This window comes from Pseudomonas urmiensis (genome assembly GCF_014268815.2).
GTDB classification, from domain to species: Bacteria; Pseudomonadota; Gammaproteobacteria; order Pseudomonadales; family Pseudomonadaceae; genus Aquipseudomonas; species Aquipseudomonas urmiensis.
In genome coordinates this window covers 1,942,718-1,963,872 of record NZ_JABWRE020000001.1, presented here as the reverse complement: position 1 = coordinate 1,963,872, position 21,155 = coordinate 1,942,718, and the positions used below count along the sequence as shown (strand labels likewise).

General features: G+C 63.8%; 19 protein-coding genes. 11 read left to right on the top strand and 8 right to left on the bottom strand.

Annotation, left to right across the window (positions count from 1 at the left end):
* Nucleotides 1-206: 206 nt before the first annotated feature.
* Nucleotides 207-1,067 (top strand): CAP domain-containing protein, encoded by an 861-nt coding sequence (locus HU737_RS08710; RefSeq protein WP_186553289.1) that lies wholly within the window; start codon nucleotides 207-209, stop codon nucleotides 1,065-1,067.
* 68 nt (nucleotides 1,068-1,135) lie between these two features.
* On the opposite strand, the gene HU737_RS08705 is transcribed toward HU737_RS08710, so the two are convergent.
* On the bottom strand, nucleotides 1,136-2,092 hold the full coding sequence (locus HU737_RS08705; protein WP_186553290.1) for a GlxA family transcriptional regulator: 957 nt from the start codon (nucleotides 2,090-2,092) through the stop codon (nucleotides 1,136-1,138).
* Nucleotides 2,093-2,192: 100 nt separating this feature from the next.
* On the opposite strand from HU737_RS08705, the gene HU737_RS08700 reads away from it, so the two are divergent.
* Nucleotides 2,193-2,804, top strand: a complete 612-nt coding sequence (locus HU737_RS08700) for a LysE family translocator (protein WP_186553291.1) — start codon at nucleotides 2,193-2,195, stop codon at nucleotides 2,802-2,804.
* A gap of 73 nt (nucleotides 2,805-2,877) precedes the next feature.
* On the opposite strand, the gene HU737_RS08695 is transcribed toward HU737_RS08700, so the two are convergent.
* Together HU737_RS08695 and HU737_RS08690 are read right to left on the bottom strand one after the other, a co-directional pair.
* Entirely contained in the window at nucleotides 2,878-4,080 is a 1,203-nt protein-coding gene (locus HU737_RS08695; protein WP_186553292.1) for an MFS transporter, read from the bottom strand.
* Between the two features lie 113 nt (nucleotides 4,081-4,193).
* The gene (locus HU737_RS08690; protein WP_186553293.1) at nucleotides 4,194-5,093 is read right to left on the bottom strand and encodes a LysR family transcriptional regulator; all 900 of its coding nucleotides are present in this window, start codon (nucleotides 5,091-5,093) and stop codon (nucleotides 4,194-4,196) included.
* A 74-nt stretch (nucleotides 5,094-5,167) separates the two neighbouring features.
* Between HU737_RS08690 and HU737_RS08685 the strand changes: the two genes are divergently transcribed.
* The 3 genes from HU737_RS08685 (at nucleotide 5,168) to HU737_RS08675 (ending at nucleotide 9,587) form a co-directional block, all read left to right on the top strand.
* Nucleotides 5,168-5,497, top strand: coding sequence for a cupin domain-containing protein (locus tag HU737_RS08685; RefSeq protein WP_186553294.1), 330 nt, complete (start codon nucleotides 5,168-5,170; stop codon nucleotides 5,495-5,497).
* A gap of 278 nt (nucleotides 5,498-5,775) precedes the next feature.
* Nucleotides 5,776-8,193, top strand: a complete 2,418-nt coding sequence (locus HU737_RS08680) for a glucose/quinate/shikimate family membrane-bound PQQ-dependent dehydrogenase (protein ID WP_186553295.1) — start codon at nucleotides 5,776-5,778, stop codon at nucleotides 8,191-8,193.
* A 113-nt stretch (nucleotides 8,194-8,306) separates the two neighbouring features.
* Entirely contained in the window at nucleotides 8,307-9,587 is a 1,281-nt protein-coding gene (locus HU737_RS08675; protein ID WP_186553296.1) for a carbohydrate porin, read from the top strand.
* A gap of 81 nt (nucleotides 9,588-9,668) precedes the next feature.
* Here HU737_RS08675 and argE read toward each other — a convergent pair whose 3' ends face one another.
* Entirely contained in the window at nucleotides 9,669-10,823 is a 1,155-nt protein-coding gene (gene argE / locus HU737_RS08670) for an acetylornithine deacetylase (RefSeq protein WP_186553297.1), read from the bottom strand.
* Nucleotides 10,816-11,490, bottom strand: a complete 675-nt coding sequence (locus HU737_RS08665; RefSeq protein ID WP_186553298.1) for a DUF1028 domain-containing protein — start codon at nucleotides 11,488-11,490, stop codon at nucleotides 10,816-10,818. Before HU737_RS08665 ends, argE begins: the two co-directional genes overlap by 8 nt.
* 335 nt (nucleotides 11,491-11,825) lie before the next feature.
* Between HU737_RS08665 and HU737_RS08660 the strand changes: the two genes are divergently transcribed.
* Both HU737_RS08660 and HU737_RS08655 read left to right on the top strand, forming a co-directional pair.
* Complete coding sequence (locus HU737_RS08660) at nucleotides 11,826-13,145, top strand: flavin-containing monooxygenase (RefSeq protein WP_186553299.1); 1,320 nt, start codon at nucleotides 11,826-11,828, stop codon at nucleotides 13,143-13,145.
* A complete protein-coding gene (locus HU737_RS08655) occupies nucleotides 13,145-13,561 on the top strand; it encodes a RidA family protein (RefSeq protein WP_186553300.1) in 417 nt (138 codons plus the stop codon). The genes HU737_RS08660 and HU737_RS08655 overlap by 1 nt, the downstream gene beginning before the upstream one ends.
* A 161-nt stretch (nucleotides 13,562-13,722) precedes the next feature.
* Here HU737_RS08655 and HU737_RS08650 read toward each other — a convergent pair whose 3' ends face one another.
* Both HU737_RS08650 and HU737_RS08645 read right to left on the bottom strand, forming a co-directional pair.
* Nucleotides 13,723-14,628 (bottom strand): LysR family transcriptional regulator, encoded by a 906-nt coding sequence (locus tag HU737_RS08650; protein ID WP_186553301.1) that lies wholly within the window; start codon nucleotides 14,626-14,628, stop codon nucleotides 13,723-13,725.
* Nucleotides 14,629-14,808: 180 nt separating this feature from the next.
* A complete protein-coding gene (locus tag HU737_RS08645; RefSeq protein WP_186553302.1) occupies nucleotides 14,809-15,729 on the bottom strand; it encodes a LysR substrate-binding domain-containing protein in 921 nt (306 codons plus the stop codon).
* 187 nt (nucleotides 15,730-15,916) lie between these two features.
* Between HU737_RS08645 and HU737_RS08640 the strand changes: the two genes are divergently transcribed.
* The 4 genes from HU737_RS08640 to HU737_RS08625 all read left to right on the top strand — a co-directional run bounded on the left by HU737_RS08640 (nucleotide 15,917) and on the right by HU737_RS08625 (nucleotide 19,901).
* A complete protein-coding gene (locus HU737_RS08640) occupies nucleotides 15,917-16,666 on the top strand; it encodes an SDR family NAD(P)-dependent oxidoreductase (RefSeq protein ID WP_186553303.1) in 750 nt (249 codons plus the stop codon).
* 75 nt (nucleotides 16,667-16,741) lie between these two features.
* Nucleotides 16,742-18,040, top strand: coding sequence for an MFS transporter (locus HU737_RS08635; RefSeq protein WP_186553304.1), 1,299 nt, complete (start codon nucleotides 16,742-16,744; stop codon nucleotides 18,038-18,040).
* Nucleotides 18,041-18,057: 17 nt separating this feature from the next.
* On the top strand, nucleotides 18,058-18,906 hold the full coding sequence (locus HU737_RS08630) for a transketolase (RefSeq protein ID WP_186553305.1): 849 nt from the start codon (nucleotides 18,058-18,060) through the stop codon (nucleotides 18,904-18,906).
* Nucleotides 18,903-19,901, top strand: a complete 999-nt coding sequence (locus tag HU737_RS08625) for a transketolase family protein (protein ID WP_186553306.1) — start codon at nucleotides 18,903-18,905, stop codon at nucleotides 19,899-19,901. The genes HU737_RS08630 and HU737_RS08625 overlap by 4 nt, the downstream gene beginning before the upstream one ends.
* Here HU737_RS08625 and HU737_RS08620 read toward each other — a convergent pair.
* Entirely contained in the window at nucleotides 19,885-21,099 is a 1,215-nt protein-coding gene (locus tag HU737_RS08620; RefSeq protein ID WP_367616013.1) for an MFS transporter, read from the bottom strand. The two genes, HU737_RS08625 and HU737_RS08620, sit on opposite strands and share 17 nt — an antisense overlap.
* Nucleotides 21,100-21,155: the final 56 nt, after the last annotated feature.

The window sequence follows — 21,155 nt, the reverse complement described above, 5'->3', positions numbered from 1 at the left end:
GAACAACTGAGTATTGTTTCTAGACGAGGTTACGAATTATTACCAAATCATCGCACTTTCGACGCGACCAGCGGTCTACTGCCTCTTTTGCCGCTTCTATGTCATAGCCGGCCGTTTATTCGAACTGCACGGCAGAGGGCCAAAAGCCCCGTGCTTGTGTAGGATGAGCAGCGCAAACCAAGGCGCTGCCAGATAGGGAGATATACATGCGCGTCCTGCCATCCGTTGCCTGCATTGCCATGCTGTCGATGGGCCTGCTCGCCGCCACCAGCGCCCAGGCCTTCACTGGCGAAGAAGGGCAACTGATCGAGTCGATCAACGCTTACCGCAGCCAGGCCCAGCGCTGCGGCGATGCAGGCTCGCTGGAGCTGCCACCGCTCAGTAGCGATACTCGCCTGGCGCTGTCGCCAGAGGGCACCCGCGACTTGCAACAGGCGATGACCCGCGCGGCCTACCCGATGGTCAACGTCCAGGCCATCAGCCTGTCCGGCCCGCGCGATGCGAAAGCGGCGATGCACGCCATCTCCGAAAGCTTCTGCCAGGTGGTACTCGATCCGCAGTTCGTCGACATCGGCGTCAGCCAGGAAGGCCGCGACTGGCGTATCGTGCTCGCCCGCCCCTTGCTCAGTGGGCGGCTGGGTGATTGGCAGGCCGAGGGGCAGAAACTGCTGCAAGAGATCAACGCCGCGCGCAAGCTGCCGCGCCAATGCGCTGGCCAGCCGTTCGCCGCAGCGCCGGCGCTGGCCTGGAACACGACCTTGGCTGGCGTTGCCGCCAACCATACCCGAGCCATGGCCAACCAGAACTTCTTCGACCATATCGACCGCGATGGCCGCACCCCAGGCGATCGCGCCGAGCTGGCCGGCTACCTGTACCGGCAGATTGGCGAGAACATTGCCGCCGGGCGTGACACCCCGCGCAAGGTGGTCGATGGCTGGCTGGCCAGCCCTGGGCATTGCGCGACGCTGATGAACCCTGATTTCACCGAGTTGGGCGCCGCTTACGCGGTCGACCCCAAGAGCGATGCGGGCATCTACTGGACTGGGTTGTTCGGCGCGCCGCAGTAACGCTATCGCGGGGCACGGATCAGGCCCCTGAATACCTCGCGTGGGAGCGGGCTTGCCCCGCGATAGCGTCAAACGCCCTTACGCAAAGCCATTGCGGTACACCCAAAGCGCCGCCGCACGCACTTGCCCAGATACCCCGCATCGCCCAAGCCCACCTCATCGGCAATCTGCGCCAGGCCGTGGCTTGAGTTGAGCAAGCGCCAGCGTACTTGCTGCAGGCGCATCTCCAGCCACCAGGCCTTGGCGCTCATGCCATGGCTGGCGAGAAACTGTCGATCCAGCTGGCGCCGGCTGATACCCAACTGCGCCGCCAGTTGCTCGACGGTCATCGACGCGCTCAGGTGGTGACGCATCAATGCCGCCGCACGCTGCACCTGCCCTGCCCCAACTTCCAACGAACGCAAGGCATGGCGACTGTCACGGGTTTCATCGACCAGCATATCGGCCAGCCCCTTGAGCGCCCGCGCTCGGCCGCAGTTGCGCGACAACAGCTCCACCGCCAGGTCGATCGCGGCACTGCCGCCGGCGCAGGAAATGCGCGCCCCATCGAAGCAATACAACTGCCCGGTCAGTAGCTGTAAATGCGGAAAGGACGCCCGAAACTCGGCTTCGTGGCGCCAGTGCACCACCACCTTGTGCCCTTCCAACAGGCCGCAGGCAGCCAGCAGAAACGCGGCGTTGTCGACACACACCAGCTTCACCCCTGCCCTGGCGGCGCGTTTGAGCAGCGCCCGGTAGTCAGGTGCCAAGGCAGCAGTGGCCGCGGCATTGCGCCCGCCGAACAGCACCAGATAGTCGTAGCCGGCAAAGTCCAGCGCCTGCGGCGTGACTTCCACTTGCACCACCGCCCCGCTGCTGGAGGGCACCGGCTCATTGCTCAGGCCCAGCAGCGTCCAACTGCAATAGCGCTGCTGGCTGTAATCCTCGTCATCGGCGCTGAAGCGCAGCTTGTCGAGGAACGCGCCAAACGCCAGCAAGGCGAATTCCGGCAGCGGCAGGATCAGCAAGCGGATATCAGGCGTCATGCAGCAGTCCAGAAATAACCCTCAGATGTCCAGATCATACCCTGGGTTTAGCCGTATTTGGCCTAGACTGGCGCCCTCTGACACTGCAAGGCATACCCCCATGGCACTGGATACCTGGCTTATCTACCTGCTCGCCAGCATTGGCCTGTCACTGACCCCTGGTCCGAACAGCCTGCTGGCGCTGACCCACGGCGCGTTGTATGGCGCACGGCGCACACTGTTGACCATCGTCGGCGGGGTGGTCGGCTTCAGCGCGCTGATCGCCCTGACCATGTTCGGCCTGAGCGCGCTGCTGCAAACCTCGGGCTCGGTGCTGCAGGTGCTCAAGTGGGTGGGTGGGGCTTATCTGGTGTGGCTCGGCATCCAGCTGTGGCGCAGCCCGGCGATGCGCCTGGAGTTGACCGAGGGGGCTACGCGCTTGAGCAATGCGGGAATGATGCGCCAGGGTTTTCTGTCGGCCATGGCCAACCCCAAGGTGCTGCTGTTCTATGGGGCTTTCTTGCCCCAGTTCATCGATCCGCAACGTGGTTTGCTGGTGCAGTTCGTGGTCATGGCGGCGACTTTTGCCAGTGTCGAATTTGTTGTCGAATACCTGTTGGCGCGCCTTGCGTTTCGGGTTCGGCCTTGGCTGGCCAAGGGCGGAACGGGGTTTAACCGCTGCTGTGGCAGCCTGTTTGCGTTGATCGGGATCGCCTTGCCACTCGGCCGATGAGCCAGGCTGCCCTTGATCCTCACGCGTTCCGTGTGGGAGCGGGCTTGCCCGCGAAGGGGCGTGAAGCGCCCCCCTAAGAAGCACGCCGCGAAATCAACAGGAAAACCACCAGCGCCAGCAGCGGCAACCCCGCGCCCACCAACGCCACGCCATGCCAGCCAAACTGCGTGTACAACGGGCTGGCCACGGCCGACCCCAGCGCCCCGCCGAGGAAGATACTGGTCATATACAACGCATTGAGCCGCCCCCGGCTAGCCGGATCCAGCGCATACACTTCACGCTGGCCGATCACCATGTTCATCTGCACGGCAAAATCCAGCAGCACCCCGGTCAAGCCCAAGCCAATCACGCTCAAGCCCGGTGCACTCAAGCCCAGCAACAACGCCAGCGGCGCCAGCAACAGGGCCAACAGTGAAGCGCGCCGAGCATGCCCGGCATCGGCCAGGCGACCCGCGATGGGCGCGGCAATCGCCCCCACCGCCCCGACCAGGGCAAACAGCGCGATCTGGCTTTGGCTCAAGCCATGCTGGCCCGCCAGCGCCATCGGCACAGCGGTCCAGTACAAGCTGAACGCAGCAAACATCAACGCCTGGTACAGCGAGCGTTGGCGCAACAGCGGATAGCGACGCAGCAGGCTGACCAGCGAAGCCATCAGCCCGGCATAGCTGGCCTGGTGATCCGGCAGCCGCCGCGGCAGGGTCAGGGCCAGCAACAGGATGATCGCCAACATCACCCCTGCCGCGCCGATAAACACCGCACGCCAGCCAAAGTGATCGGCCACAAGGCTCGACAGCGGTCGCGCCAGCAGAATGCCCAGCAGCAAGCCGCCCATGATGTTGCCCACCACCCGCCCGCGCTGCTGCTCAGGTGCCAGGTGCGCGGCCAGCGGGATAAGCATCTGCACCGCCACCGAGCTGAAGCCGATCAGCAAGGCATAGCCAAGGAACAACACCCCTTGGCCATGGCCGCTGCTCCCGGCCAACAGCAGACTGATGCAGGCCAGTACCGCTGTGGCGATCATCAAGCGGCGGTTTTCCACTAGGTCGGCCAGCGGCACCAGTAACAAAAGGCCCAAGGCGTAACCGAGTTGGGTCAGCGAGACGATCAGGCTGGCCCGCTCGCCAGACAGGCCCAAGTCTGGCGCGATCAAGCCGACGATGGGTTGGGCATAGTAGATGTTGGCGACGATCGCGCCGCAGCAGAACGCCAGCAGGGTCACCAGGGCCCGGCTCAGGCCCGCGGCAGACGACTGGCTAACAGCGATGGATGGGTTCATTGCAGGTGCCTCGGCAAATGACGGGATATGCCGCGCACCTTACCCAGGCGCGAGGAGCGGGAGAATCCAGCGCCTGCGCAACGCGCTTTTGCGCCAGGCGCAACGCTGGGGTTTCAACGGCTGAGCAGTGCCTGGCAGAAATCGACGAAGACCTGGACCCGCCGCGAGCCGCGATGGTTGGGCAGGTACAGCGCGTTGATGGCGCTGCTGGCAGTCCCCGGGCTGATCTGCCAGTCGGCGAACAGCCGCTGCAAGCGCCCGGCCTGGACATCTTCGCGCACCAGCCAATCGGCCAGCAGGGCAATCCCGCTGCCGGCCAGCGCAGCTTCACGCAGCAGGTCGGCATTGGCGCTGCGCAGGGGTCCGCTGACGTCCAGCTCCAGCGCTTGTTCGCCCTGGCGCAGCCGCCACGGCCGGCCGGACTGACCATAGCGAAAACGCAGGCAGGCCTGCTCGAGTAACTGCTGCGGATGCACCAAGGGAGCGCTAGCGCAAAGATAGGCGGGGCTGGCGACCAACCAGCGCTCAAAGCATCCCAGGCGCTTGCAGACCAATTCGTCGTTCGGCGCAGCTTCGCCCAAGCGGATCGACACGTCGTAGCGACCATCGAGCAGATCATCGAAGCGGTCACTCAAGTCGATGTCCAGCTCCAACCCCGGGTGCGCGGCCAAGAATCGTCCCAGGTGCGGAGCAATCACCCGTCGACCGAACTCCACCGGTAAACACAGGCGCAGTACGCCGACCGGCTCCTCGCCGCGATCGGCGACACTGGCATCGGCCTCGGCCAAGGCTTGAACGATCTCCCGCGAGCGCTGGTAGTAACCGACGCCGGCCTCGGTCAAGCTGACCTGACGGGTCGAGCGGTTGAGCAAGGTGGCCCCCAGCTCGCTCTCCAGCGCATCGACCAGGCGCGTTACCGAGGAGGTGGCAACGCCCAGCTTGCGCGCGGCGGCGGAAAACCCGCGAGCCTCGACCGTGGCCATGAACGTCTTGATCGCCAGCAACTTGTCCATCGGCTGTTTCTGTCCGCCAAATCCTGGAACCTTCCTACAATCAGAGTTCGGAATCAACTCAGCGCGAGCCACCCATGCCAGACAATCTGTTTGCTGCCCTGCCCCTGCCTGACGTGCATGCCGCCGAGCAGTTCGACGAGCTGTTGACCCGTCCAGGCTTGCGCATTGAACGCATCGTTTCCATTGGCCAGGCCAGCCCGGCGGGATTCTGGTACGACCAGGCTGAGGGTGAATGGCTGGTCGTGCTCAGTGGCAGCGCCGGATTGCGCCTGGAGCATGAGGCCCAGGTGCGGGTGTTGCGCGTTGGGGATTATCTGGATATCCCCGCTCATTGCCGGCATCGGGTGGAGTGGACCGAGGCTGGAGTGATTACCGTGTGGCTGGCGGTGTTCTATTGCGCTTGATCAACTGGGTGGATTTAGACGCCATCGCGGGGCAAGCCCGCACGTTGAGTACGATTTGCTGTTGCGAGTGCACCCTACGACCAACGTCGCAATTGCGAAATTTTCACAAGTGAAAAAACACGCCGTTTAGTGACAAATTCACCCCCTGTTCTATGCTTTTCGGTGCATCTTAGCTTGCAAACGCCTGCGACAATCAGCCTCACATCGAAATGTACTAACTTGTTAATTAGCTTGCTAAGGGCTTAAACTGCGCACATTCCACCTGCGAGATCCCTGGCATGAACGAAACACCGCGCGCCTCTGGCGCCTCGACATTCATCATGGTCGGCTTGGGCGTTGTCATCGCCCTGCTCGGCTTGCTCCTGGCTGCTGGCGGCGTCAAGCTGGCTGGCCTGGGCGGTTCCTGGTACTTCCTGATCGGCGGCCTGGCCATGGCCATCGCCGGTATCCTCATCGCCCGGCGCAAAACCGCTGGCGCCTGGCTGTTCGCTGCGTTCCTGGTAGGCACTGCCATCTGGGCCGTGGCCGATACCGGCCTGGTGTTCTGGCCGCTGTTCTCGCGCCTGTTCATGTTCGCCGCCATCGGCATGGTGGTCGCCCTGGTCTACCCGATGCTGGCGCGCGCCAATGGTCGCAGCGCCGGTCGTGGCGCTTATGGTCTGGCAGCGGTCATGGCCGTTGGCCTGGTGATCGCTGCGGGCAACATGTTCGTCGCCCACCCAAGCGTGGCACCTACCGGCAACGGCCCGGGCATGACCCCGGTCGAGCCGGAAAAAGCCCAGAAAGATTGGGCTCACTACGGCAACACCGAAGGTGGCAGCCGCTTCGCTGCGCTCGATCAGATCAACCGCGACAACGTCGACAAGCTGCAAGTGGCCTGGACCTATCACACCGGTGACGTGGCCATCAGCGACGGTAACGGCGCCGAGGACCAGCTGACGCCGCTGCAGGTTGGCAACAAGGTGTTCATCTGCACCCCGCACAACAACCTGATCGCCCTCGATGCCGACACCGGTAAAGAGCTGTGGAAGAACGCCATCAATGCCCAGTCCAAGGTCTGGCAGCGTTGCCGTGGCATGGCCTACTTCGACGCTAGCGCGCCGCTGGCGCAGCCGACCCAACCGAACAGCTCGCCTATCACCGTGGCCAGCGTGGCGCCTGGCGCCAACTGCCAGCGTCGACTGCTGACCAATACCATCGACGGCCGCTTGATCGCCGTCGATGCCGACACCGGCGAGTTCTGCCAGGGCTTTGGCAACAATGGCCAGGTCAACCTGATGGCCGGCCTGGGCGATGTTCCGGATTCGTACTACCAGCTGTCCTCCGCGCCGCTGATGGCCGGCACCACCGTGGTGGTTGGCGGGCGCGTCGCCGACAACGTCCAAACCGACATGCCAGGCGGCGTGATCCGTGGCTTCGACGTGATCACCGGGCAAATGCGCTGGGCCTTCGACCCGGGCAACCCTGAAGATCGCAACGCGCCAGCCGACGGCAGCAGCTATGTACGCAGCACGCCCAACAGCTGGGCGCCGATGTCCTACGATCCGGCGATGAACACCGTGTTCCTGCCAATGGGCTCCTCGTCCACCGACATCTATGGTGTCGAGCGCAGCAAGCTGGACCACACCTACGGCGCCTCGGTGCTGGCCCTGGACGCCACCACCGGTAACCAGAAGTGGGTCTACCAGACCGTGCACAACGATCTGTGGGACTTCGACCTGCCCATGCAGCCAAGCCTGATCGACTTCACCAAGGACGACGGCAAGACCGTCCCTGCGGTCGTCATCGGTACCAAGGCCGGGCAGATCTACGTGCTCGACCGCGCCACCGGCCAACCGCTGACCCAGGTCGACGAAGTACCGGTCAAGCCGAGCAACATCCCTAACGAGCCGTATTCGCCTACCCAGCCAAAATCGGTCGGCATGCCGCAGATCGGCGCGCAGACCCTGACCGAGTCGGACATGTGGGGCGCTACCCCGTATGACCAGCTGCTGTGCCGTATCGACTTCAAGAAGATGCGCTACGACGGTCTGTACACAGCGCCCGGCACTGACCTCTCGCTGAGCTTCCCAGGCTCGCTCGGTGGCATGAACTGGGGCAGCATTTCCACCGACCCGGTGCATGGCTTCATCTTCGTCAACGACATGCGCCTGGGCCTGTGGATTCAGATGATTCCGTCGCAGAACAAAGGTGCGGCTGCCGGCGGTGGTGAAGCACTGAACACCGGCATGGGCGCTGTACCTCTGAAAGGCACGCCGTATGCGGTGAACAAGAACCGCTTCCTGTCGGTTGCCGGTATTCCGTGCCAGGCCCCGCCCTTCGGCACCCTGACCGCCATCGACATGAAGACCCGCCAGGTAGCCTGGCAGGTTCCGGTCGGCACCGTGGAAGACACCGGCCCGCTCGGCATCCGCATGCACCTGCCGATCAAGATCGGCCTGCCAACCCTGGGCGGCACCCTGTCCACCCAAGGCGGCCTGGTGTTCATCGCCGGCACCCAGGACTTCTACCTGCGCGCCTACAACAGCGCCAATGGTGAAGAAGTCTGGAAAGCCCGTCTGCCAGTCGGCAGCCAGGGCGGCCCGATGACCTATGTTTCGCCGAAAACTGGCAAGCAGTACGTGGTGATCACTGCCGGCGGCGCCCGTCAGTCGACCGACCGTGGCGACTACGTGATTTCTTACGCCCTGCCATAAACCACCGTTGACTTCATCGCGGGGCAAGCCCGCTCCCACGCCAACGACTCAACCCGGCGTGGGAGCGGGCTTGCCCCGCGATGAGCCCCCGCAATTCCCCAGGAAAGCTCGCAATGTTCTGTGCTTTGCCCTTCACCCCTACCCGCATCACCGCCGGCCTGCTGCTGGCCCTGGCCAGCACCTGCGCCATGGCCGAAGCCGATTTGCTCAACCGCAGCACCCTGACCGGCGACTGGGGCGGCTTGCGTCACCAGCTTGAGGACGACGGCGTCAAGTTCACCGGCGACTACAGCGGTGAGACCGCCTATAACGCCCACGGTGGCCTGCACCGCTCGGCGCGCTACTCGCAGAACCTCAAGCTCGGCGTGCAGTTCGACCTGAGCAAGCTGTACGGTCTGGATAACGCTGGCAAGGTCCAGCTGACCATCAACGACCGTCGCGGTAACAGCGCCTCCGAGGAGCTGGTCGGCAACCGTCTGCCCATCCAGGAAAACTTCGGTGGCCTGTACACCCGCCTGACTGAGCTCAGCTACGAGCGCAACTTCACCCCCGCGCTCAACGTCAAGCTCGGCTACATGGCCATGGGCAACGACCTCGGCGGCCTGGACACAGGCATCCTGTGCAACTTCATGAACGCCGGTTTCTGCGGTCACCCACTGAACATGTCCGGTGGCAGTGGCTGGACCAACTACCCCAACGCGCATTTGGGCGCCCGGGTCAAATACGACTTCTCCTCGTCCTGGCAACTGCGCGTGGCGGCGTTCAACGTCGACCCCGAGAGCAACGGCAACTCCAGCCGCGCCTGGCACCTGGGGCCCAAGCACACTACCGGTACCGTGGTGCCGGTGGAGCTGGTGTACAAGCTGCAGGGCGAACTGCCGGGTGAGTACAAGCTGGGCTACTACTACGACAGCTCCAACGTCAAACGCATTGGCAGCGACAAGGAAGTGGCCGGTCGTGGCGGTCATTACCTACTGATCGACCAGGCCGTGTGGAACGATCAAAGCCTGCCGGGGCGCAGCCTGCATGCCTTTGGCCAGTACTCGGCGTCGAGCAAGGCCGCTTCGCCATTCACCAAATGGTATGGCGCAGGCGTAGTGCTGTACAAACCGTTCGAAGGGCGCCCGCGCGATACCGTGGCCTTGGGCTATGGCCGCGCCGTGCCTAACCCGCGCAGCCGCGATGTGCTCGAAGACGCAGCGCTGCAGAGTGGCCAGGACTTCCCCGACATCGACAGCGCCGAGCAGTTGATCGAGCTGAGCTACGGCTACCAGGCCACGCCTTGGTTGAACCTGCGTCCGGATGTGCAGTACATCATCGAGCCGGGGGCCTTCTCCGGGACCAACATCGATAATGCCCTGGTGGTTGGATTGCAGGTCAAGGCAACCTTCTGATCATCTGCCCGCATCGCGGGACAAGCCCGCTCCTGCACGTGTCTTGCAGGAGCGGGCGTGTACTGCGATGAGGCCACCCCATCAATGCGCCTGGAGGTAGTCCACCAGGCGCCGCAACATCCCATCGCACCCCGCCAACTGCTCGACACTGACAAACTCGTCGGGCTTGTGCCCCTGCTCCATGCTGCCCGGCCCGCACACCACAGTGGGGATGCCGGCCTGATCGAACAGCCCACCTTCAGTCCCGAAGGCCACGGTGCCGAACTCAGTCGAGCCACTGAGCAGCGCAACCCACTGCGCCGCCTCGCTCTGAGCAGGCGTGGCCAAGCCCGGATAGCCGCTCAACGGTTGCAGGCGAATGTCGCTAGCCGGATTGACCGCACGCATGCGCGGTAGCAGCTGCGCTTGGGCATAGCGCTGCAACTGGTCGGCCACAGCCTGCGCCTCGAAGCCCGGCAAGGCGCGCACCTCGAAGTCGAACTCGCACTCTTCAGGCACGATGTTCAGCGCCCTGCCGCCCTTGATCAGGCCAGTCTGCACCGTGGAGAACGGCGGATCGAAGCGCGCGTCCTGGTCTTGCGCCAGAACCTCGCCAATCTCGCCCAGCTTGCCGATCAAGCGTGCGGCATACTCGATCGCATTGACTCCATACGGCGCATAAGCCGAATGACAGGCCGCGCCCTGCACCTGGCAGCGCATGGCCAACTTGCCCTTGTGGCCGAGCACCGGCTTGAGCTCGGTGGGCTCGCCAATCAGGCACAAGCGTGGTTTGTGCGCCCGCTGCTGGAGTGCTGCGAGCATCGAACGCACGCCCAGGCAACCGACTTCTTCGTCATAGGAGAAGGCCAGGTGCACGGGGGTTTGCAACGGCTGGGCGAGAAACGCTGGCACTGCGGCCAGGACCGAGGCAATGAACCCTTTCATGTCGGCCGCGCCGCGACCGTACAGGCGCCCGTCACGTTCGCTCAGGCAAAACGGCTCGACCGTCCAGGCCTGGCCATCCACGGGCACCACGTCGGTATGCCCGGAGAGCACCACGCCGCCCTTATCCAAGGGGCCAATGGTCGCGAACAGATTGGCCTTGGTGCCTTCACTGTTGTGAAACAGCTCGCTGTCCACCCCCAGGCCGGCGAGGTAGTCGCGGATAAAACCGATCAACTCAAGGTTCGAATCACGACTGACCGTGGCAAATCCGATCAGCCGCGCCAGCAGGTCGCGGCTGCTTGGCTCATTCATCACCCGGTACTCCGTAGCTCGGTGCGCTGGTCGGGTTCAGCGCGCGGGTCACGTAGTCCTGCATCTGTGGGCGGTAGGCTTGCCAAAGGCCATCGAGCTGAGCGATCGGGTCTTGATCCGCCCAGTCGACCCGCAGGTCCACCAGCGGCCAGGTCAGCTCACCGGCAATCTTCAGCGCCGCCGAATGAATCGGCCCGGCCTCGCCCCCTGCGGCCACTGCCGCATGCATCGCTGCCAGCAGGCGATCAGCCAGATGCCCGCTGGCCTGTTCGAAGGCGGCGACCATCGCCTCGATCACCTGGATCGACGACAACAGGTTGCCGGCTGCGGCGCATTGCTCACCCGCTACTGCGTTGTGCACACCCAAGGCCTGTTTGCCGGTAAACAGCGCAACCTGGCCGTGGCTGTCGATCACCGTCACCTGGCGGTACTCGCTCCAGCCGTTGGTACTGAGCACCCGGTCCAGTGCCGCTGCCGCAGGGTCACCCTGCTCCAGGGCGTCGAGAATCTGCGGACCAAGCGCCGGCAAGGTGATGTTCTGAGTCGCCACCGCACCAACGCCTGCGCGCACCCACGGGCAACGGGCACCCACGGCAATGCTCGAAGAACTGATGGCAATGCCGACTTGGCCGGTTTCCTGGCAGCGGCCAATGATGGAAAAGGTCATGGTGCAGCTCCTGTCGTGTATTGGCTAATCCAGCGCAAGGCAACTTCCGCTCGATGTTGTACGCATTCTGAACAGAAGCCCAAGAGCCACGAAACGACCTTTTTCCTTGGCCTTGAAAAGGAAAAAACTAAGTCTGTAAACGCGCGCCTCAAACCCTATTCACATAACCCCAAAACAGCGCTGCAGCCCTTATTCATCAAGGCCTTCGCCAAACTATAGGCAAGCACTAGCTAAATAATATTTTCGCGATCCAAGGCACATCCCTAGTCTGGCTCCAGGCAAAGGCGGTTCACCCACCGACCTGATTAAAACCGCCTTCCAAGAAGGGCTCAGAGATGAACTTGAACACTATTGAAATCGATACCCTCGTGGTCGGCGCCGGCCAGGCCGGGGTTGCCATGAGTGAACACCTGAGCAAGCTCGGCGTGCCGCACCTGGTGCTGGAGCGCAACCGCATCGCCGAGGCCTGGCGCAGCGGCCGCTGGGATTCGCTGGTGGCCAACGGCCCGGTCTGGCACGACCGCTTCCCAGGGCTGGAATTCGACCTCGATGCCGACGCCTTCGCCGGCAAGGAGCAGGTCGCCGACTACTTCGAGCGCTATGTGCGCAAGTACAACCTGCCGGTACGCACCGGGGTCGAAGTGAAAAAGGTGGTGCGCAACGCCGACCGTCCTGGTTTCACCATCGAGACCAACCACGGCACCATTCTCGCCAACCGCGTGGTCGCCGCCACCGGTCCGTTCCAGCGCCCGGTCATCCCAGCCATCGCGCCGCAGGACGAGCGTCTGCACCAGATCCACTCGGCCGCCTACTTCAACCCCGAGCAGTTGCCTGAAGGCGCGGTGCTGGTGGTGGGCGCGGGTTCCTCTGGGGTGCAGATCGCTGAGGAGCTGATGCGCGCAGGCCGTCAGGTATACCTGTCGGTAGGCGCCCATGACCGCCCGCCGCGCAGCTATCGCAACCGCGACTTCTGCTGGTGGCTGGGCGTGCTCGGCGAATGGGATGCGGAAATCCCCAAGCCCGGCCGCGAGCACGTGACCATCGCCGTCAGCGGCGCACGTGGCGGCCTCACCGTGGACTTTCGCGCCCTCGCCCACCAAGGCATGACCCTGGTCGGCCTGACCCAGTCGTTCGCCAACGGTGTGGCGCGCTTTCAGGACAACCTGGCCGAGAACATCCAGCGCGGCGACGACAACTACCTGGCCCTGCTCGATGCCGCCGATGCCTATGTCGAGCGCAATGGCCTGGACCTACCGGAAGAACCCCAAGCGCGCCAACGCCTGGCCGACCCGCAGTGCATCAGTGCACCGATTCTCGAACTCGACCTGGCCCAGGCTGGCGTCACCAGCATCATCTGGGCAACCGGTTACGGGGTTGACTTCAGCTGGCTGCAGGTCGACACCTTCGACAGCCACGGCAAGCCGCTACACCAACGCGGCGTCTCGAAAGAGCCTGGCGTGTACTTCCTCGGCCTGCCGTGGTTGTCGCGGCGTGGCTCGTCGTTCATCTGGGGCGTGTGGCACGACGCCAAGCACGTCGCCGGCCATATCGCCACCCAACGCACCTACCTGGCTTACCGCGATCGCGAACAACGCGATGCCGATGAGCAAGGCCAAGCCTCGGTCACTACCCTCAGCACCCTCGGAGCCCACTGATGCCTACTCATACTCGCGTTCGCATGTTCAACACCAAGGCCACCTACCCTAATCAGTCGCTGGATAACGACCTTTGCCAGGCGGTGCGCGCCGGCAACACGGTGTATGTCCGCGGCCAGGTGGGGACCGACTTCGAAGGGCGTCTAGTGGGTTTGGGCGATCCGCGTGCTCAGGCAGAGCAGGCGATGAAGAACGTCAAGCAGCTGCTTGAGGAAGCTGGCTCGGACATGTCGCATATCGTCAAGACCACTACCTACATCACCGATCCGCGTTTTCGCGAGCCGGTTTATCAGGAAGTTGGCAAGTGGCTCAAAGGGGTATTCCCGATTTCTACCGGGCTGGTGGTGGCGGGGTTGGCTCAGGCGGAGTGGTTGATGGAGATTGACGTGATTGCGGTGGTACCGGATCAAGTGTGATGAGCTGAGAGTGCTATCGCGGGGCAAGCCCGCTCCCACGTGTGCATACAATCATCTCTGAAGTGGGATGAGGCGAGATCGCTATCGCGGGGCAAGCCCGCTCCCACGTGCCACAGCTGATTGTGCGCAGATGTGGGAGCGGGCTTGCCCCGCGATGGTGTTCACATCTTGGCCAACTCTTCGCGGCAAAACTCGACGAACAACTGCGCAGGCTTGGTCCACTGCACCCGCTTCAACCGCGCCGCCGCCAACCCCGACAGGGTCACCGGCTCGGCGATATCCACGGTCACCAGCCGCTGGCCGTCATAGGTGCACTGGGAATGCGGCCGGGTCACCAGCAGGGAAAAACCAAAGCCCTGCCCCACCATCCCCCGCACCATCTCGATCGACGGCGAACTGAAGACGATGTTCGGCGTCAGCCCCAGCTCGTTGAACAGACTGACGAAGTAGGTCCGGCTCGGCGCCACATCCAGCAGGATCATCGGCTCTGGGCACAGGTCACGCAGCGACACCTGGGCTTGCCCGGCAAAGCGGTGTTTTTCCGGCAACAGCACATAAGGTTTCTGCGGCGGCATCAAGGGTTCGGCTTCGATGGTGCCGTCCAGATCGTGATCGTAGAGAAACGCCAAATCGAAGGTGCCAGCGGTCAAACCCTGGATCAGGTCCTGCTGCTCACCATCGCGCAGGCGGATATCCACGCCCGGGTAACGCTGGCGAAAACCTGCGATCAGCCGCGGCAGGTACAGCGGCGCCACTGTTTCAAAGCATCCGATGTCGATCTGCCCGGCCACGGTGTCGTTGTCGGCCAGGGCATTCTGCTCGAACTCATGGGCCATCTGCAGCAGTGACTTGGTCTTGGCGTAGAAGCGTTTGCCGCTGGGGGTCAGTGAGACGCCCTGGGCATGGTGGCGGATGAACAACTGCACGCCGAAGCTTTCTTCCAGGCTCTTGATGGCCGTGGATATCGACGGCTGGGCGATGTACAGCTGGCGTGAGGCCTCGGCCACGCTGCCCGCCTCCACCGTGGTGACGAAATACTTGAGTTGTCGCAAGGTATAGGAAGCCACAGGCACCTCTCTGGCGCCGTGGACGGCGCGCTCGAATCATTCCTGTCACCTTACCTTAGCGCTTGCTCAGCGGGCGTGCGGGTGGGAAAGGATTTACCTATGACCTGACGATAGTTTTGTGGGGCTTGGGCCGGGCTCATCGCGGGGCAAGCCCGCTCCCACGCAGCTCGCGATAAGGCGTCAATAACTGAAATCATGCCCCAACTGCCCCTGCATCCACTCCAGGAACCGCCGCACCCGGGGCAGTTCGGCATTGCCGCGCGGAAACACCAGGTGATGGGCACTGACGGGGCTTGCCAGGGCCTGGTCGAACACCGGCAGCAGACGCCCTTGGGCCACGTAATCCTCTGACAACAATGAGCTTTCCAAGGCCAAACCATAACCGTGGCTGGCCGCCTCCAGGCTCATGTAAGAGCGGTCGAAACTCAAGGCGTACGGCGTCTGCGGCAACGACAGGCCCTGCTGGGCAAACCACTGTGGCCATTGCACCAATGCCGCTTCGGAGAGAATCAGGTTGTGCCCCAGCAGATCTGCCGGGCGCTCGATCGGGCTGCGCGCCAGCAACGCCGGTGCAGCCAGGACGGTTGCTTGTTCATGGCGGATGGTGCGCACCTCAAGGCTCGGCCAGTGCGGGTATCCGTGGCGGATATCGACGTCGATCTGATGGCGGCCAAAGTGCAGCGCTTCATAGGAGCATGACAGGTTGATCTGAATATCCGGGTGACTGCTGCGAAATCGCTCCAGGCGCGGCAACAACCACAGCAAACCGAAACTTGGCGCCGAGTGCAGGCGCAGGCAATCGAAGCTGACATCACTGCCAGCCCGTTCGGTGGCCGAGGCCAGGCTTTGCAGGATGCCGGATACCTCGCGCAAGTACTGCTCGCCAGCTGGGGTCAAGCTGACGCCCTTGGCGCTACGCAGGAACAGCGGGCGGCCGATCAAGGCTTCGAGATTGGCGATCTGGTGGCTGACCGCCGAGGGCGTCAGGTTGAGCTGCTCAGCAGCGCGGGCAACATTGCCGAAACGAGCGGCCTGCTCGAAGGCCTGGATGGCTTTGAGGGGTGGCAGTTGGAGGGGCTTTTTGCCTGGGTCGTAGTTCATGGCGTCCTGCTTGTCCCGCGATGAGGCCAGCAGTGGAAGAACCGCTGCGGTCCTGCGCAGTGCTGAATTTTTTTCAGCATAGGCTGAAAGCCACTGCGTTGCCCATCCCCCGCTTGCAGACCAAGCTGTGCCCATCGGTTCTGCCTGGACCGAATGCTCACAACAACAATCATCTGGAGCACTGCTCATGCTACTTGAAGGCAAGATCGCAATCGTCACCGGCGCCGCCTCTGCCCGCGGGATAGGCCGCGCCACCGCCCAGGCCTTCGCCGCCCACGGGGCCAAGGTCGCCATCCTCGACCTTGACCTGGATGCCGCCATTGCCGCTGCCGCCGAGCTCGGCGACAGCCACCTGGGCCTGGCCGCCAACGTCGCCGACGAGGCCCAGGTGCGTGATGCCGTGGCCCAGGTCCTGGCCCGGTACGGGCGGATCGACGTGCTGGTCAACAATGCCGGTATCACCCAGCCGGTGAAGACCTTGGAAATCACTGGCAAGGATTACGAGCGAATCCTCGACGTCAACCTGCGCGGCACCCTGCTGATGTCGCAGGCGGTGATCCCCAGCATGCGTGCCCAACGTGCGGGCAGCATCATTTGCATGTCGTCGGTTTCTGCCCAGCGTGGCGGCGGCATCTTTGGCGGACCTCACTACAGCGCGGCCAAGGCCGGCGTGCTCGGCCTGGGCAAGGCCATGGCGCGTGAGCTGGGCCCGGATAACGTGCGCGTCAATTCGATTACCCCCGGCCTGATCCAGACCGATATCACCGGAGGCCTGATGCACGACGAGCGCCGTCACGCGATCATCGACGGCATCCCCCTGGGGCGTCTGGGCCAGCCAGGCGATGTCGCCAATGCCGCGCTGTTCTTGGCCAGCGACCTGTCCAGCTATCTGACCGGTATCACCTTGGACGTCAATGGAGGCATGCTCATCCACTGAGGTCCTGCCCATTGTGTTCTGCATCTGAGCCCCGCCACGGCGGGGCAATCGATAACAACAAGAGATCAGATCGACATGACCACCCTAGCCCTCGACGCGGCCAGCGCCGCGCGCAGCAATGCCTACCGCAAGACCGCGTGGCGACTGATGCCGTTTCTCATGCTCTGCTACCTGTGCGCCTACCTCGACCGGGTCAACGTCGGCTTCGCCAAGCTGCAGATGATGGACGACCTGGCCCTGTCCGAAGCGGTCTATGGCCTTGGCGCCGGCATGTTCTTCATCGGCTACTTTCTCTGCGAGGTGCCGAGCAACATCATCCTGCACAAGGTCGGCGCACGGCGCTGGATCGCCCGCATCATGATCACCTGGGGGATCATCTCGGCGATGTTCGCCCTGGTCGAGACGGCCTGGCAGTTCTATACCCTGCGCTTTCTCCTGGGTATCGCCGAGGCCGGTCTGGCACCGGGCTTGCTGCTGTACCTGACCTACTGGTTCCCGTCTTATCGGCGGGCCAAGATGACCGCCCTGTGGTTCATTGCCATTCCCCTGTCGGGGATGATCGGCGGGCCATTGTCGGGCTGGATCATGGAGCGCTTTGCCGGCGTGCACGGCTGGGCCGGCTGGCAGTGGATGTTCCTGCTCGAGGCCATTCCCACGGTGCTGGTCGGCATCCTGGTCCTGAGCTACCTCAAGGACGGCGTCGACCAGGCCCATTGGCTCAACGACGAAGAGAAGGCGCTGGTGCGCAAGGAGCTGGCCGAGGATGAGCAACACAAGGTCCAGCACAGTTCGGTGGGCGACTTCATCCGTGATCGGCGCCTGTGGCTACTGGCGGGCATTTACTTCTGCGTGGTCATGGGCCAGTACGCGATCACCTTCTGGCTGCCGACCCTGGTGCGCAATGCCGGTGTCGCCGAGCCCCTGCACATCGGGTTGCTGACCAGCCTGCCGTACATCTGCGCCATCGGCGCGATGCTGCTGGCCGGGCGTAGCGGCGACCGCCACCGCGAGCGGCGCTGGCACCTGGTGATCCCGATGCTCGCCGGCGCCCTGGGCCTGAGCTTGGCGGCGCTGCTGAGCAACCATCTGAGCGGCTCGATCCTCAGCCTGTGCCTGGCGGCGGCGGGCATCCTCTCGGCATCGTCGCTGTTCTGGATGCTGCCTACCACCCTGCTCGGCGGTGTGTCTGCAGCAGCGGGAATCGCCGCGGTCAACAGCTTCGCCAACCTCGCCGGCTTCTGCTCGCCCTACCTGATCGGCTGGGTCACCACCAGCCTTGGCAGCAACGCCATTGGCATGTACCTGATCACCGCCGTACTGGTGTTCGGCGCGCTGCTGGTCTTGCGCGTCCCGGCCAACCTGGTCAACCGTTAACCAACAAGGAGTCACCCATGACTGCTGTGCCTACCCCACAAGGCGCACTGCCCCTGGCTGTGCGCGCCCACAATATCCGTCGCCATGCCCTGCGCATGGGTCAAGTCCAGGGCCAGGGTTATATTGGCCAGGCCCTGGGCGCCGCCGACCTGCTGGCGGTGGCCTACTTCCATGCCCTGCGCCTGGACCCGGCCAACCCCGAATGGGAGCAACGCGACCGCTTCTACCTGTCCATCGGCCATTACGCCATTGCCCTGTATGCGGCGCTGATCGAAGCCGGGGTCATCCCTGAAGAGGAGCTTGAAACCTACGGCAGCGACAACAGCCGCCTGCCGATGTCTGGCATGGCCGCCTACACCCCCGGCATGGAGATCACCGGAGGCTCGCTCGGCCACGGCCTGGGGATCGCCGTCGGCGCCTGCCTTGGACTCAAGCGCAAGGGCTCGGCCAGCTGGGTGTACAACCTGCTTTCCGATGGTGAGCTCAACGAGGGTTCGACCTGGGAAGCGGTGATGTCCGCCAGCCACTGGCAATTGGATAACCTGATCGCGATTGTCGACGTCAACAACCAGCAAGCCGATGGCCACTCCAGCGAAGTGCTGGCGTTCGAGCCGATCGTCGAGCGCTGGCAGGCGTTTGGCTGGCATGTGCAGCGGGTCGATGGCAATCACCTGGCGGCCTTGGTCGAGGCGTTCGATCAGGCTCGCAGCCACCCGGCCAGGCAACCGCGGGTGATCATCTGCGACACGCGCATGGGCAAAGGCGTGCCGTTTCTGGAAAACCGCGACAAGACCCACTTCATTCGCGTCGATGAACACGAATGGGACCTTGCCCTACACGCACTGGACGCCGGGAGCCACCTATGAACTTGCCAACCACCGCCAAGAAACGCCTGACCACCTCGGCGATGATCGCCTCGATCGCCAGCGAAGGCCAACCAACCCGGCCCGCGCCGTTCGGCCACGCCCTGGCCGCATTGGCCGAGCAACGCGCGGACATTGTCGGCTTGAGCGCCGACTTGTCCAAGTACACCGACCTGCACATCTTCGCCAAAGCCCACCCGCAGCGCTTCTACCAGATGGGCATGGCCGAGCAACTGTTGATGAGCGCCGCCGCCGGCATGGCCCGTGAGGGCCTGACGCCGTTCGCCACCACCTACGCGGTGTTTGCCTCGCGGCGTGCTTACGACTTCATCTGCATGGCCATTGCCGAGGAAAATCTCAACGTCAAGATCGTCTGCGGCCTGCCCGGCCTGACCACCGGCTACGGCCCCAGCCACCAGGCCACCGACGACCTGGCGATCATGCGGGCAATGCCCAACCTGATGATCGTCGACCCCTGCGATGCCTTGGAGATCGAACAAGCGGTGCCAGCCATCGCTGCCCACCAAGGCCCGGTGTACATGCGCCTGTTGCGCGGCAACGTGCCGTTGGTGCTGGACCGCTACGACTACCGCTTCGCGCTGGGCAAGGCGCAGGTGCTGCGTGGTGGCCGCGAAGTGCTGGTGATCGCCAGTGGCTTGATGACCATGCGCGCGCTGGAAGCAGCCGAGCAGTTGCAGGCCGACGGGGTGGACGTGGCGGTGTTGCATGTACCGACCATCAAGCCGCTGGATGAGGCGACGATTCTGGCCGAAGCGCGCAAGCCAGGGCGCTTGGTAGTCACGGCAGAGAATCACTCGATTGTCGGTGGGCTGGGTGAAGCGGTGGCCGGGCTGCTGCTGCGCAACGGCGTGACACCGACCTTCCGCCAGATCGCCCTGCCCGATGCATTCCTCGATGCTGGGGCATTGCCGACGTTGCATGATCGCTACGGGATATCGACTGAAGCGGTAGCCCGCCAGATCAAAGCCTGGCTGTAGAGTGACCGGGGCTGCCATGCAGCCCCCTTTGCTGTTTTTGCATCCACCGCATCACCCATAACACCAGCAGTACGTTGACCAACGCCAACCCACACAACGTGCCCAACACCCCCATCGCGCCAAAGTGCTCGAACAGATAGCCACCCAGCAACGGCGTCAATGCCTGGCCTATCAACGATGGCCGCGACATACGCCCCATCAGCAACACATAGTGCGCAGGTGGCATCAGTGCCAGCGGCAACAGCCCGCGAACGATGGCCCGCAGGCCGTTGCCACAACCGAAGATCAACAGCCCCAGCGCGGTCATGCCTGGCGCAAAGGCCACCAGCAACAGCCCCAACGCAACCAGCGACACGCAAAACAGCGCGGTCCAGATCGGATGACGCTTGCCAGCAAGGATCTGCAGAACCCGCGACGCCACCTGGCTCGGCCCCAGCATCGCCGCCAGGCCGATGGCCGCTGGCAGGGAGTGCCCCAAGCCCTGCAACACCGCCACCAATTGCACGGCCACTGCAGTCATGATGATTGCGCCAAGGGCAAAGATCGCCGTCAGCAACAGGTACAGGCGCCGGTCCACCACGGCGCCCTCGCTCGCTGTGGCGAGCTTGGCCTGTTCGCCCTGACCGCCCTTGGGCAGCACCTTCATGTACAGCGGCGCCACCACCAGCAGCAAGACCAGCGCGTAGGCCACACAGGCCACACGCCAACCGAACTGCTCGATGAGCAAGGCCACGGCCGGCCACGACAAGGTCGAGGCAAAGCCTGAAATCAGGGTGATGCCGGTGATCGCCCGCCCGGCGCCCTCGGCGTACAACGCACCGAGGGTGGAAAACAGCGCTTCATACAAGCCCATCGCCATGCCCACGCCGATCACCGCCCAGGCCAGCAGAAACAACGCCAGGCTGTGACTGGCTGCCATGATCAGCAGCCCCAGTGCGACCACCGCGCCGCTGCCAGCCAGCTGCGAGCGCCCGCCGTAGCGCGCCACCAGTCGGCTGGACAGCGGCGCCAGCAGGGCCGCGACCATCAGGCTCAGCGACAGCGCGCCGTATACCCACTGGCTGGCCCAACCGGTCTCGCGCATGATCGGCTCGGCCATCACCGCCAAGATGAAGAACGAACCGCCCCAGACCAGGATCTGCAGTACGCCCAGGCCGATGATGGTTTGCGTGCTGGGGTTAAGGGGATCAACTTTCACTATTGGACCTTGTACAAGAAAAGCAAAATGAAGCGGGATCTGATCCCGGCTTCGCG